The organism is Amycolatopsis sp. NPDC049868, assembly GCF_044461365.1.
In the GTDB taxonomy this organism is placed as follows: Bacteria; Actinomycetota; Actinomycetes; order Mycobacteriales; family Pseudonocardiaceae; genus Amycolatopsis.
Map to the genome: position 1 here is coordinate 157,558 of NZ_JBITKV010000012.1, position 14,306 is coordinate 171,863.

Here is a 14,306-nt window from a genome sequence, read left to right on the forward strand (position 1 = left end):
CGAACCACGGATCTGGAGGCAAGTGGTGGTGGACACCTACAGCGACCCTGGCGATGTCGGCTTGGTCGAGGCGATCTGGGGCGCGGACCTGGGAGAGCCGGACGATGACCGGATCGCGGTCGTCGATCAGCTCGGTTACCACGAGCGGCGCAGCAGTCGCGGGCAGCTGGCCTCGGCCGTGGCGCAGGTTGCGCAGCATCTGCACTCCACCGGTGTCGTCGAGGACGAGATCGTCGGCCTGATCCTCGACAACAGTGTGGAGTTCATCGCGGCGTTCCACGGCATCCTCGCAGCTGGAGCGGTCGTGCTCCCGCTCGATCCCAGGTCCACTGTGGACGACTGGATGGGCGGTCTCGTGCGCCATGGCGTCGAGGTGGTCGTCAGCGGGGAGCGCCAGTGGAACGAACTGGTGGCTGCGGGTCACAAGCCTCGGCACGCGATCGTCGTGGGCGCGTCGCCGGAAAACGGCGCGTCGTGGGACGAGGTTCTGGCGGCGCCCGTGCGGGCCGGCGGTCTGCCGGTCCGCCGAGGCGGGGCGCGAACCGCTGTGCTGGCGCATTCCAGCGGCACCCAGGGAAAGGAAAAACTGGTCGAGATCAGCCATCACAACCTGATCGCGAACCTTGTCCAGATCGGCGGCGTGCACCGGCTCGCCGAGGGCGACACCGTCTTGGCCGTGACGCCGTTCCGGCACATCTACGGCATGCAGATGGCCATGAACCACGCCCTGCTGGCCAGGGTACCCGTGGTGATCGCGCCTTCGCCCGTCACCGCGCCGGTCGTTCTCGATGCCGTCCGCCGACACGAGGTCACCGTCGCATACCTGGTACCCAGCGTCGTCGCGGAATTGGCGGTCGCCGACCCAGGAGCGGTCACGAGCCTCCGCCTGATCGTTTCGGGCGGCGCTCCGCTGGCCGCGTCGGCCGCCATCGCCTGTTCCGACCGGTTCGGCGTGCCGGTGGTGCAAGGTTTCGGCATGACAGAGGCCGGATGCATCTGCTTCACCCCCGACGGCGCTCCCGGCAGCCCGACGTCGGTGGGTGTGCCGGTGCCGGGTACCGAGGTCCGGTTCGTCGATCCGGGTACCGGAACCGACGTCGGGCAAGGCGAACCCGGTGAGCTGTGGGTCCGCGGACCGCAGGTGACGGCCGGTTACCGCGACGACGTCGTGGCGACGGCCGGGCTCATCGACAGCGACGGCTGGCTCCACAGTGGCGATCTCGCGGTCCAGGACGAGGGCGGGTACGTCAGCATCGTCGGAAGGCTGAAGAACCTGATCAAGTACAAGGGGCATCAGGTCGCTCCCGCGGAGCTTGAGGACCTGCTGCTCAGCCATCCGGCGATCGCCGACGTCGCCGTGTTCGGTGTTCCGGACCCGGTGGCGGGGGAATTGCCCAAGGCGTTCGTCGTGCGGACCTCGCCCGTGCCTCTCCCCGAGGTGGTGTCCTATGTGGCTGACCGGGTGGCGCCGCACAAACGCGTCCGGCTCATCGAGGCTGTCCCGGCGATTCCGAGGTCCGTCACCGGCAAAGTGTCCGGAAGGCCTTTGCTGGAACCGGGCGAGCTGTTATGCGGGCGTCGCGTGATCGTCACGGGTGGCGGGCGTGGGCTCGGCCGGGCCTTCGCCGAGCGGCTCGCCGGGGCACGAGCCTCCGTGCTGATCACCGGGCGAGACGAGGACACCCTGCGAGCCGCTGCGGCCGACTTGCGTGCCTGCGGCGGACAGGCCGAATGGGCGGCGTTCGATATCCGGGACACCGCCGCTGCCGCTCGTGCGCTCGAGGCGTTCGGCGAAGCAGACGTGCTGGTGAACAACGCCGGTGTGCCGGGGCCGCTCGGCTCGACCTGGGAGACTGACTCCGACGATTGGTGGCATACCATCGAGGTGAACCTGCGCGGGACGGAACTCGTTACGAGGACTGTGCTGCCGGGCATGATCGAGCGCGGGGCCGGGCGGGTCATCACGGTGGTCAGCAACGCCGGGCGTCGGCGCTGGCCGTTCGCCAGCGCTTACTCGGTGTCCAAAGCGGCGCAGATCAAGCTGGTGGAGAATCTGGCGGCGGAGCTGCGTGACACGGGCGTGGTGGCGCTGGCCTACGATCCCGGCTTGCTCGACATCGGCATCACCCGAGCCCACTTCGATCGGGGGAGGACGGGCGAGCCGGCCGCGGACCGGATCCTGGACTGGGCGACGAAGATCAAAGCCGCGGACAGTTTCGCCGATGTCGACGTCGCTACGTCGCAACTGCTTCGGTTGGCATCCGGCGCGGCGGACGATCGTTCAGGGGGATATGTGACCCATGACGAGGAGTTCTCCACTGTGGAGTAACACAGTTGTGAGCCGAGGACGTCATGGGTGGGCAGGCGCGGTAGCGGGCCAGCCGACCCACTCCAGCAACGACTGGCCCATGACCTGACGCAGATCGTCGCCGGACAGGAAGTCCAGCGCATCGGTGAAGAAGCGCACGTTGTCCTGGTAGGGGCAGGGCAATCGCGTCCAGTCGCTGCCCCAGAACATGCGGGCCGGGCCGAACGCGTCGAATACCCGGCGCATCGGCTCGTGCAGGTCGGTGAACGGAAAGGCTTCGCCCGAATTGCAGGGCAGTGCCGTGGCCTTGACCGCGACGTTCGGAAACTTTGACAGGGCAAGGAGATCGTCGAGATCTCCCCACGCGTCGGCGCCGATCGCTCCCACCGGCAGGGCCAAGTGGTCGACGATCAGCCGGAGGTCCGGATGCCGACGGGCCACGATGGCGAGCGGGTCGAGCCCACCGGGCGGATAGACCATGACCGGCAGAGCCGCTTTTTCGGCGGCCGACCAGAACCAGGGAAAACCACCTGCCCGGAACATGGATTGCCACGGCTCGCGGTGCAGCGTAAGTCTGACACCCAGCATTCCGGGCTGCTGCCGCCACTTCGGCAGGTCTCGTGTGACGGTCGGTTCGTGGAACGGAATCCGGCCCATCACCGCGAACCGGTCGGGATGCCGCGCCGCCGCGGAGAGTGCGACGTCGTTGCGATCGCCTTCCCAGGACGGTGGGACGAGCACCGCACGCCCCACGCCCGCCGCATCGAGCACCGCGAGCGTTTCTTCCACCTCCGGTGGGGTGGCGCGGTGTGCGGTATGCCGGGCGTCCGGCGGCCACGGGCGGTCCGGGGAGTCGGCCGCCCATAGGTGGATCTGAGCGTCAACCAGCATGGTCGGCTTTGAGCGCGGCGATCACGGCGGTGGTGACCTCGGAAGTGGAGGAGGCTCGCTCCGTACCCACGAGGTCATAAGTGAGGGTTTGCCCCTCGCGCACCACTGACCGGACCGCGGCCTCGATCCGGCCACCCGCGGTGGCCAGCACCGGATCCGAGTGCTTGTCGCTCAACCACGTCAACGCCTGGGCAGCGGCGAGGATGGTGGCCATGGGATTCGCGCGGTTCTGGCCGGCGATGGGGGGCGCGGAGCCGTGGATCGGCTCGAACATCCCGTGCCGGTCGCCGATGTTGCAGCCCGACGCCATGCCGATTCCGCCCTGGAGTGCCGAGGCGAGTTCGGTGATGATGTCCCCGAACATGTTCGGCGCCACCACCACGTCGAATTTCTCAGGATGGCGAACCAGCCATTGCGTGAACGCGTCGACCAGTACGACCTCGCGCTCGACCTCGGGGTAGTCCTGGCCGATCTCGTGGAATACGTCGACGAAGAGCCGGCATCCGAGCAAGACGTTGTCCTTCACCACACAGGTCACCCGTCGTCTACGACCGACCGCGGCACGCCGCCTCGCGATGTCGAACGCCGTCACCATGATCCGTTCGGTCGCCGTACGAGTGATGATCCGCGTGTCGATGGCGACTTCCTGCCTGCCCGCGATCTTCCTGACCCCACCGATCCCGGCGTAAAGGTCCTCGCTGTTCTCCCGAACGAACACCATGTCGACGTCCTCGGGCGCCCAAACGTTTCGATGGGTGCCGGAGATCATGTGCTGAATACCCGGCAAGAGTTTCACCGGCCGGATGTTCGCGTACAGCTCGAGCTCGGCACGATTGCCCACGATCGCCTCCCATCCCGCCATGCGCCCATCGGCGCGCCGGGTGGTTCCCGAGCCGTCTTCGGCAGGCCAGCCGATCGCGCCGAGCAGGATGGCGTCGGCGGAAGCACATCGCTCACGGGAACCTTCGGGCCAATCCGCACCGTGTTCCAGGTAGTACTTCGCACCGCAAGGAATCTCGTCGTAGCGGAATTCGAGACCCTCCAGTTCGGCCGCCGCGTCGAGCACACGTCGTGCTTGGGCGACGACCTCCACGCCGATGCCGTCGCCTGGCAAGAGCGCGAAAGTGTAGGTGGTCACGGTAGGTCCCTTTCGTAGTGGCCGCGCAGGCCGGTGGGGTCCTGGTCCAGGCCGGTTCCGGCGAGCAGGTCGTGCTCCTGGTAGGTCACGGCGATGCCGAGCATTTCAGCGACGATCTCGCGCTGCCGGTTCGCCGAGAAGCCACCGAAGAGGTTCATCGGCGCGTCCCGGTACAGCCGCTCGGCCGGGTACCCCGGCGTGACCCCCCACGATCCGAGGATCTCTATCGCGCACTTGGTCGCGCGAACTGCCATCTCGGTGGCGAAGGGTTTGAGCATTCCCACCAGATCCAGCACGAGGCGGCCCTCCCCGCGATGCCACGCGCAGCGATAGGCGAGCAGCCGCGCGGCGTCGATCTCCATTCGGGTCTTCGCCAGCGCGTCGCGGACACCTTCCATATGGCCCAACGCCCTGCCGAACGTCACGTGGTGACGGGCGTGCCGAGCGGCAAGGGTGAGTGCCGACTCGGCGATCCCGATGGCGGCGACCGAGATGAACAACCAGCCCCAGGACACGGCCGACCTGATCTCGGAGAGGTGCACCGACACCACATCGGCCGCGGGCACGGGCACATCGTCGAACACTACGCCGCCCCACGGCATCGCGCGTAGCCCCAAGTGCGGCATAGGGTAGGTGCGGATACCGGGTTGGTGCATATCCACGAACGCGTAGCACCAACCGGATCCGTGTCCTTCGATCCGGGAGAGCACCACGGCCATATCGGCGGTGGTGACATTGGCTATGCGTGCCTTTTCGCCGGAGAGCACGTAGCGGTCCCCGTCCTGGCGCACCGTGGTTGTGCAAGTGCTGAGGTCACAACCGGACGTCCGTTCGACTACGGCGTAGCAACCGAGCCGTTCCCCCTTGACCAGCTGGTCGATCAGCGCGCGATGGTGATCGCCGCCGTGGGCTTGGAGCAATTTCACACACTCAAACCCCGACATCGTGGCGGTCCAGTAGGTACTGGCGCACGTACGGGCCAGCGTCTCCATAGCCATGACCTGCGTGACCCCGTCCACGCCAAGGCCGCCGATCTCAGTGGGATGGAATACCCTCAGGTAGCCACTGGCCACGATGTCCGACCAATTCTCGCTCGGCAGCTCGCCAGTGGCGTCAGCGTCTCCCGCACGGGCGGCGATCCCGGCGAACGCGCGCTCCAGATCGGTGATCAGCCGACGACCGGCCTCGTCGATCGAGTAGTCCATTCGCCCTCAATTCTTTCGGAGGAGCGAGTCGGCCACGACGGAGCGCAGGGTGACGCCGGCACCATCGGCCGCGGCGAAGTTGAGGGCGTCCCGGTACGCTGGCGTGGGCGGACGACCGGGCGAATGTCCTCCCAGCGTGGCCACTGTGCGCGTCGCGGCGTCCAAGGCCTCGACCAGGAATGTCTTCGCCATCGCCGCGTTCTCCCGGGGTGGCCTGTCCAAGGCATCGAGCTGCCAGGCCGCCCGGTAGAGCAGGTCGGCGGCGAGTTCCGTCCGCGTACGGAGGTCGACCGCGGCCATCCGAGCCGACTGCGACCGCGCCAGTACCGGTCGGACGGAGACCAGGTCCACCACCTCCAGCGACATCTCGCGCAGCAAACCGAGCCAGGGCGCCAGCAGGCAGGTCCGCTCCAGCGCGGCCAGCAAGGGGATCAGCTCCGCGTCGGCACAGCCAGGCGTGCCGAGAACGGCATCGGCGGACACCGCGCACTCTTCGAGTACCACCTCGGCGGTTCGAGAGGTTCGCAGTGCCGTCAGTACGGGTGCCTCACGGACGACGACGCCTGGAACCTCGCGGTCGATCAGGAACGCGGTCTGGACACCGCCAGGGCCGGTAGCGATGGTCAGGAAGTGGTGTGCGTCCGGCGCGTTGACCACGGCAGGAAAGCTGCCGTCGAGCATCCACCCCGAGTGGTCCTCACGCGCCTGTACGGCGGGCCTCACGTGACCATCCACAGTGGAGGGACAGACGGCCCCGAGCCAGGCGCCCGAAGCCATCGGGGCAAGGTAGCGGCGCTTCTGTGCGATGCTCCCGTGCACCGCGATCGACACGCCACACAACACACCATGAGCGCCGATCGCCGATGACAAGCCCATGTCGCCGGAGCCCGCGCCGAAACCCTCCAACAGGAACACTGTTTCCAAGGCTGTCGCGCCTAGCCCGCCCGAATCCTCCGGCAGCGGAGCGCCGGGAACACCTTCCGCGGTCAAACCGATGAACAGCTCAGGATCCCACCGGGCGGACCGGTCCCGGCTCGTCAAGCTCGGCTTGACGAGGGCCCGGCCCACCCGGCGGCCCCTTTCACGGAAAGCAGTGAGCCTGCCGTCCGTCTCGAAATCCACTAGTTCCCTCTTCTCCTTAGGAGGGCTCAAGCCTCGACCGGCACGCAGCGTTGCGGTGACAGATCGCTGATGTACTTCGCCTCGACATCGGATTTCTTCAGGAATTCAAGGCACAGTGCCACCCGCTGCACTCGTTGCCGAATCGTGTTCTCGTTGACCGGGTCGTGAGGATGGGATTGCGCGCTCGCGCCGATCTTCAGCATCATTGGTGCGCAGATCTGCACCAGTTCGGCCACTTCGTAGAAGCGGATGAAGCCGCCCTTGGAACCGTAGACGTCGGTCGGGACATCAATGGTCAACCTCGGTGCCAGGCGCCGCATCTCCTGCAACACGGGCAGTCCGACGTCGTGGATCACGGTGACGCTGTTGGCGCCGGTTTCCGCGTAAACCTGTGCCGTCAGCGGGTTGGACACGATGCAATGCGACGACGATTTGATCATGAGGTCCGCGGGCAACGTGCCGGCCTGCCGCATGTTCGACAGCATCCGGATCACCCCGAGGTCATAGGCGATCAGCCCTCGGCAGCCCAGTTCCGCCAACCGCAACGCTTCTTCCGCGGACTGTGCGAGAGCATCGTTGTTGTTGACACGTCGGCCCTGTGACGCTCCGAAACCACCCCGGTAGAACGCAGCCTTACGGTCGTATTCCGGCCGCGGTCCCAGCGCGAACACCATGCCGACATCGCTTTCCCTGCACAGGGCGAGCATGTCCGCCACCTCGGCGTCCGAGAGCAGGAACGCGCCCAGCGTCTCATTGAACCGGGTGACCGGAAGCCCTTCCTCGCGGAGCAGGCGCAGTGTCGCCTCCAATACCCGGAAGTTGTTCACCACGGGGATCTCCACGCCGTACTCCCCGCCCTCGTCGAACGCCGACCCTGAGGCCCGCAACGGAATCTCGTCGCTGTGGGGCAGGCCGTTGTCCTCAAGCCATCGGCGTGCTCGCCCGGCACCCCTGGTGATTTCTGTTCCGATAGCAGCGGCCACGATTCCTCCTAAGGATAGGTGGTACCCGCGATGACGTAAGCGTTAGTAGCGAATCGGGCCGAACTATGGGGCCAGGTCCTTGCCGATGGCTGCCAGTCATGGCGTCACGAGTAGCGTTACAGATACCGCTAGTCAGATCAATTAGACCTTAGTCTAGATGGCGGCTTTGATTAGTCGTTTCTAACGTCTCGATCCGGGCCGCGGCGGAGTGTGTCGACGCGGGTGCGCGGTAGTCGTGTTCCGCCGCATGTCGTCCGTCTGAACCCGCTCGTCATTCCTTCGGGCACGTGAGACCGTCGCAGGACAGCGAACAGCGGGCTCCGGCCGCCCGCCGGCTTGGCGCGGTGAGCGGCATCTGAACGCTGTGTTCGACACGGTCGGTGTGGCTGGGTCGCGATAGGACTCGGGTGGTGACGGCAACCGGTCGGCGACTAGCTCGCGCCTGAATAAAAGCCGCTCGACAACAGGTTGTTGTCTGTGGCAATGCGGTCGTATGGGTGGTGTCTGTCGAATGTCCGCTTCCGAGGCTGACGAACGGCGCACGATACTCCGGGTGCGAGCGCACCGTCCGCCTGGTCGGGGAAGGGGGTTAACAGGGTGCCTTCTTGTCTTAGCCGCCGGGTCCTGCCGGCTCAACTCCTCGCGGTAGCTTGCGTTGTTACGGCGCGGGCCACAGTGGCCTGGGCTGTGACCTGTGATTCCATTTGGTGGTGATGCAGGGCACGTGTTCGGGGTCAAGCGATCAATTGCCTCGCCCTCATCGCGTATCAACGGTACTGGCTAAGCCTTTGGTCCACTCCGAACCACGGTCCGGCTGGCTTGTTCGCAATGTGTCCGTTGATCTAGGCCGTCCCGGGGCGTAGAAAACCCAGCTCGCGGCCTGCCAGCTATCGCGATCGAGAACGTCGCGCCCGTCGACAATGGCTCGCCGTTTCACGAGTCGTATGGCGTCGGCCGGTCGCAGGGTGCGAAACTCCAGCCATTCCGTGAGCAATACAACGACGTCGGCGCCTGCCAGTGCTTCGTCGATGTTGTTAGCACAGTCGACTTCGGGTACGGCGATGCGTACCCTTGCCATCGCTTGCGGGTCGTACACTCGCACCTTCGCCCCTTTGGCGGCGAGCTCGGTGACCACGGCGAGGGCGGGCGAGTCGCGAATATCGTCCGAATTCGGCTTGAATGCCGCGCCCAATGCCGCCACGTGACAGCCGTTAATGTCGCCGTCACATGCCTGTTCGACCAACTCGACGATGCGGTGTCGCCTGCCACGATTGACGCGGTCCGCGACTTCCAACAATGCTGGCAGGGATGTGACGCCGAGTTCACGGCTCCGCGTGGCGTAGGCGCGTGAATCCTTGGGCAGGCAGCCGCCGCCGTAACCAAGGCCAGGTGAGAGGAACTGGGTTCCAATCCGTTCGTCGTGGCGGAGCGCCGCCGCGACGCTGGTTACATCGGCGCCTGTGACCTCGCACAGTTCTGCGATGCTGTTGATGAAGGAGATCTTGAGCGCGAGGAATGCGTTTGCGCTCGCCTTCACCAGTTCCGCGCTGGCAAGATCCATTGTCATCATCGGGGTTCCGGCGTCGAGCAGTTTCGCGTAGACGGTCCGCATGATTTGTTCCGAGCGGGCGCTGCATACGCCGAGTACGATGCGGTCGGGGGCCAACGAGTCGGCGACCGCGCGTCCTTCACGCAGGAACTCTGGGTTCCACACTACATCGACATCGTGTCCCAGTTCCGTCGCGATCGCGGCGGCCGTGCCGACTGGGACGGTGCTCTTCCCGACGACCACGCTACCTGGGCGCAGATGGGGACGGAGTGCATCCAGTGCCTGATGGAGTTGGCTGAGGTCGGCTTTGTCGGAATCCGGTGCCTGCGGGGTGCCCACGGTCAGGAAATGAACTGTCGCGCGACTGGCGGCGCTGACATCCGTCGTGAAGGACAGGCGACCATTCCGCAGGTTGCATTCCAGCAAGTCGTCGAGGCCGGGTTCGAAGAATGGCAGCCGTCCGTCCCGTAGCTGTTCGACTTGGTGTGGATTCACGTCGATTCCGATGACCTCGAATCCCAGCTCTGCCATGCAGGCGGCATGCGTGACCCCAAGGTAACCGCAGCCGATGACCGAGAGCGCCGGCAATTCTTCATGCCGTAACGCGGACATCGTCTGCTCCTTTCGGTTGAAGGGAAGCGAAGAAATCAATGAGCCTGGGAAGGTGGTGGTCGAAGGTGAAGCGATCCCTGACGGCCCGCATGTTCTGCCGTGCCTGTCTGGTGTTTTTCTCTTCGCGCAGCCGCCGGGCAAGGTCATCGACGTCGCTGTAAGCGATGCCGACGTCGTGGTCGGTCGCCAACCGCTCGACGCCGACGATGTGCCCGCGGTTGGCCCGCATGATCCACGGCAGCCCGGCGGCCGCGTACGTCCCGATTCGGGCTTGGAGGTTGAGGTCGGGCCAGGTCGCGCCGCGGATATGCCCCTGGTTGACGCTGGTGAACACGTGTAGCCAACCCGCGTCGTACTGGGATAGTTCACGCGTCCAATCTTGTGGGTTCACATCGCCGTGCAGGTGCAGGAACGGGCTATCTTCGGCGGCGGACACCCAGGCCGGCGCTGACGGGACGGCCCACTGGCGATACGTCGCGCCGTAGTGGTGGACGTGGATCTTCCGGTTGGCGAGCTCGTTCATGGGGATGTCCGTGACCAGCAGCCTGCCTGTACACACCGTGTGGACCTCGTCCTCGTCCGGGGTGAGATCTGATCGCGGTGGGGACCACTCGTCGGTCATCCACTGCCGGTTCGGCAAGTCCGCGTTCATGACGAGACTGGGGCCAAAGGGGCTTCCAGGGCTGAGCACCGTCTCGAAATGCCGCTCGGACTCCTCCGAGATGAAGATCCTTCCGGCACTGGAGAGCATCAGGTCACGCAGCATCGGCCAATAGCCAACTTGCATTGCGGCGGCCGGGCTCTCCTGCATGTGCACCACGAACGGGGCGAGGCCGGCTCGCATCACCTCGTGCAGCAAGGGGATGCTCGGCCAGTTAAGCAGTCCGTAGATCACGTCTGGGGCGAAGTGGCGCACCCGTTCTCGCCATCGGTCGTCGTGCGGAATGTCCAGCACGTTGCCGAACGGCAGGGGGCCCGCCGTCTCCCAGAAGTGCGGCGCGGTCGACCACAGCCCGGCTAGCTGGTGCCCCGCCTGCTCGAGGACCAGCAGGTGCTCGGGGTTGAAGCCGAGCGCCCCGGTGAGGAGGATCTTCAGTCCATGCTGGCCGGTTGTGCCTGCCGAGCTGCGTCCGCGCAGCGGATAGTACCGCTTATCCTCATCGACGGGTATCCCGTGGCTTACCGGCTGCCAGTTCAGCCTCTCCCCGGACGGCACCAGATAGAATTGCCGGTATCGCGACAGACCGTAGACGAAGTTGTGCCGGTTCTGCGCCCCGCGCCCGGAGATGATCTTGTGGTGCTGGTCAGGATGGTCTCCCCATTCACATGTCACCGAGCCGGTGTAGGAGAAGCGTGCGCCCGTGGCGAGCAGCCCGGTCCAGAAGTCCAGCTCCAGCGCGTCGGTGACGACCTCCGACCGCTCACGCCAGCGCACCGCAGCCTCGTGCCCCCTGCGGTGCACTACCTGGACCAGGGCCAGATAGTTTCCACTGCGCACGTCAAGGTTTTCGGTGGCGTTCCCGCCGTTCCAAGGGCTGACGCAACCGTACAGAGTCGGCGACGGCTCGGGGGCGCCAACCAGCACGTCATGCATGCGTCGGACCCAGCGAACACCCGCATAAGCCAGGTAGGTCTCCCGGTGGTCCCGCAACAGGTCGACGCACCGCTCCAGGTGCTCAGGGTCGTAGTAGTCATCTGACGGCAGGTATGCCAGGAACTCGCCCGTCGCGGCTCGTGTCGCGACGTTGAGCGTAACCCCAGGCCCGCGGTTCCGTGAGTGCCGCAGGTAGCGGATCCGGGGGTCGGCAAAGGCTCCGACCGCCGAGGCGGTGTCGTCGTCCGAACCGTCGTCGACTACGACCAGTTCGAAGTCCTGGAAGGTCTGGTCTAAAAGGCTGCCGATCGCCCGCGCGATGAACGCCGCTTGCCGGTAGGTCGGCATCAGCACGGACACGGTGGGCATTGCCGTGGTCGTCATGCCACTCTGCCGTCCGTGCAATGGGCGTAGGCAGCGTGGTAATAGCGCATGGTGTCGTCGAGAGTCTCTCCCAGAGACTTCTGGGGCGTCCAGCCAAGGAGTGTTGTTGCGTTGTCGATGCGTGGCATGCGACGGTCGCAGTCCTCATAGCCGGGCCCGTAGAATTCCTCGGCGCTGACTGACACGATCGGATGGTCGCGGTACGCGGGGTCGCCGGTGATCGAGGCATATGTCTCGCGCATGCGTTCGGCCAACTCGCGGATGGTCACCTCGTTGCGAGGGTTGCCGATGTTGAAAATCCGATTCTGCGCGCGGTCAGGACGGCGCAGTATGCGCAGGACCGCGTCGATGGCATCGTCGATGGAAACGATGGTGCGGCGGGCGTCGCCCCCGTCGACCAACTGCATGGGAGTGCCGTCCAGCAACGCCGCCATGAAACAGGCTAGAACGCGGGGAGTACCCTCGCCATCGCGTCCGGGAAGGTAATCCATACGCGGGCCGAAGAAGTTCAGCGGCCGCACGATCGTGAATGGCAGGCCGTTTTCCCGGTGATGGGCGTAGATCAAGCGCTCGGCAACCTGCTTGGCCGCAGCATACGTCCAGCGCTGGTTGTGGACCGGCCCCATGATCAGCGGGGTGGTTCGCTCGTCCAGCACGTACAGCTTCTGATCCAGCGTGTCCTGCGCGCGGGTGACATAACTGGACAGAGTGCGACCATAGACCTCGCTGGTGGAGAAATGGATCAGCCAGGTGTTCAGTTCCGCGCACAGGTCCATCACCGGGTAAAGGTCGAACAGATTGGCCCGCAGCACCGTCAGCGGTCGGGTGTTGTACTCGGCCGGGTTGCAGATGGCCGCGAGGTTGATCACCACGTCAGCGCGTTCGACTGCCTCGCGCAGCCGCCCCAGTGCCTGTGACGAGGCGAGATCTTCGCGGTGGACGCGAAGACGCGGATGCCCGAGGTGCTCCTCTATCTTGTGTGTCTCAAGGTCCCAACCAGTGACCCGATACTCCTCGGATGCCAGCAGGTGATCCAGCAGGTGGCTACCGATGTAGCCGCCGCAGCCGAGGATCACCACGTTCATCTCGCTCATGCTTTCCTCTCTTTAAGAAGGCAAGGTGTCCCCACTGTGACCACCTTGGTGTCCAATGAACAAATGTTTCACTCGGAGCCCGGTAAAGTGTGTTCAATAACATCACGCGGCCGGGAAGCGTCTCGCTGGAAATGAGCTAGATCGCATTCGGCGACTCCGATCGACTATAAGTGCAACAATTGGCAAATAAGGGCTCGGTCCAAAGGGTGTTGTCCGATGCTAATTCGACTCGTGATCGTCGGACTATAAATGAACACCTTCGTTCAACTGTTCGCCCGAAAATGTTTGGCCAATGGTCTATTGGTCGCACCCGTTTTAGTTCGTCGGACGGTTGATCATACTGTCAGTGGTTGTGGTGCGCGCCGGTCATGGCGGCCGATCTGTCTGAGCGGCTGGTTGAGGTCGTGGCTAGTCAGGTCAATTAGACCTTAGGCTAGTTGGCGGCCTTGATTAGTCGTTTCTATCGTCTCGATCCGGGCTGTGGCGGAGTGTGTCGACGCGTGAGACCGCCGCCTAAGGCGCGTCGCAATGATTTCGATTTCGTGCCCACATCGGAACTTGCTGTTCGGCCGAGAGGTAAGGTGGCGTGATTGAAGCTGGCGAAGAAGCCCTTCACTGCAGAGGCTCGGCCCCGCGACCCGAGGCGCGCCCCCGGGAGCGATGGCAGGTAATCACCGGGCACTCTCGCGAACACTGAGCCATGTTTGCCTTACCCGTCAACGGAATTCAATTACCCTGTCTCCCCAGGCCAGGCAGTGCCAGCCGGCCGGTACGGCTTCGAGTTCGATGGTGCCGGCGTTGGGGATGAGCGCGCTGTCGGCGATGTCGGACCGGATGGTCGGTACGAGCCACTGGGCGCCCAGCCGGATCACGCCGCCATGGCTGACAAGGACGATCGTGCCGTCCGGGTGGATCCGTTCGTGCGCCGACCTCAGTGCGGCGACCGCGGCGAGCATGCGGGCGCGGACCTGCTCGCCGGTCTCGCCGCCTGGGATCGCGATGGCGAGATCGCCCCGGGTCCATCGGCCGACGGTATTGAGGTAGATGCTGCGGGCCTCCTGGTCGTTGCGGTTCTCCAGGTCACCGGCGTCGACTTCCTTGACGCCTGTGATGACCTCGACCGGGAGGTCGAGCGTGGCGGCTAGTGGTGCTGCGGTTTGCTGTGCGCGGATGGCCTGCGACGCGTAGACCGCGACGATGGGCTTGCCGTCCAGGCGAGTGACGAGACTCCGTGCCTGTTGCTCGCCGGCCTCGGTGAGCAGCGGACCGGGCACCGTGGTTTCGAGTGCGCCCCGCAAGTTTCCTTCGGTTTGGGCATGGCGGACGAGCAGCAGTTTCACGGGAGCTTTCCTTTCCAGACCGCGTTGTCCCAATCCTTCGCTTAGGTGGGCTCCTGATTCTGGCGCATCGTCGGGTTCGTTCGCCA

Annotated in this window: 10 protein-coding genes; 1 reads left to right on the forward strand and 9 read right to left on the reverse strand. The window is 65.2% G+C overall.

Features of this window, described 5'->3' with window-relative positions; translation table 11 throughout:
* The first annotated feature begins 25 nt into the window (after positions 1–25).
* Positions 26–2,329 (forward strand): SDR family NAD(P)-dependent oxidoreductase, encoded by a 2,304-nt coding sequence (locus ACIBTM_RS36430; RefSeq protein ID WP_395881708.1) that lies wholly within the window; start codon positions 26–28, stop codon positions 2,327–2,329.
* A gap of 21 nt (positions 2,330–2,350) precedes the next feature.
* Here ACIBTM_RS36430 and ACIBTM_RS36435 read toward each other — a convergent pair whose 3' ends face one another.
* The 9 genes from ACIBTM_RS36435 to ACIBTM_RS36475 all read right to left on the reverse strand — a co-directional run bounded on the left by ACIBTM_RS36435 (position 2,351) and on the right by ACIBTM_RS36475 (position 14,220).
* Entirely contained in the window at positions 2,351–3,199 is an 849-nt protein-coding gene (locus ACIBTM_RS36435) for an amidohydrolase family protein (RefSeq protein ID WP_395881709.1), read from the reverse strand.
* Positions 3,189–4,337 (reverse strand): isocitrate/isopropylmalate dehydrogenase family protein, encoded by a 1,149-nt coding sequence (locus ACIBTM_RS36440; protein ID WP_395881710.1) that lies wholly within the window; start codon positions 4,335–4,337, stop codon positions 3,189–3,191. Before ACIBTM_RS36440 ends, ACIBTM_RS36435 begins: the two co-directional genes overlap by 11 nt.
* The gene (locus ACIBTM_RS36445) at positions 4,334–5,542 is read right to left on the reverse strand and encodes an acyl-CoA dehydrogenase family protein (RefSeq protein ID WP_395881711.1); all 1,209 of its coding nucleotides are present in this window, start codon (positions 5,540–5,542) and stop codon (positions 4,334–4,336) included. The genes ACIBTM_RS36440 and ACIBTM_RS36445 overlap by 4 nt, the downstream gene beginning before the upstream one ends.
* 6 nt (positions 5,543–5,548) lie before the next feature.
* A complete protein-coding gene (locus tag ACIBTM_RS36450; RefSeq protein ID WP_395881712.1) occupies positions 5,549–6,664 on the reverse strand; it encodes an acyl-CoA dehydrogenase family protein in 1,116 nt (371 codons plus the stop codon).
* A gap of 26 nt (positions 6,665–6,690) precedes the next feature.
* On the reverse strand, positions 6,691–7,647 hold the full coding sequence (locus ACIBTM_RS36455; RefSeq protein ID WP_395881713.1) for a peptidase: 957 nt from the start codon (positions 7,645–7,647) through the stop codon (positions 6,691–6,693).
* A 757-nt stretch (positions 7,648–8,404) separates the two neighbouring features.
* Positions 8,405–9,808, reverse strand: coding sequence for a UDP-glucose dehydrogenase family protein (locus tag ACIBTM_RS36460; protein ID WP_395881714.1), 1,404 nt, complete (start codon positions 9,806–9,808; stop codon positions 8,405–8,407).
* Positions 9,789–11,786 carry a glycosyltransferase gene (locus ACIBTM_RS36465; protein ID WP_395881715.1) on the reverse strand — a complete coding sequence of 666 codons (1,998 nt, stop codon included), beginning with the start codon at positions 11,784–11,786 and terminating at the stop codon, positions 9,789–9,791. The genes ACIBTM_RS36460 and ACIBTM_RS36465 overlap by 20 nt, the downstream gene beginning before the upstream one ends.
* Positions 11,783–12,880: an NAD-dependent epimerase/dehydratase family protein gene (locus ACIBTM_RS36470; RefSeq protein WP_395881716.1), complete on the reverse strand. Its 1,098-nt coding sequence runs from the start codon at positions 12,878–12,880 to the stop codon at positions 11,783–11,785. Before ACIBTM_RS36470 ends, ACIBTM_RS36465 begins: the two co-directional genes overlap by 4 nt.
* A 716-nt stretch (positions 12,881–13,596) precedes the next feature.
* Positions 13,597–14,220 (reverse strand): histidine phosphatase family protein, encoded by a 624-nt coding sequence (locus ACIBTM_RS36475; RefSeq protein ID WP_395881717.1) that lies wholly within the window; start codon positions 14,218–14,220, stop codon positions 13,597–13,599.
* Positions 14,221–14,306: the final 86 nt, after the last annotated feature.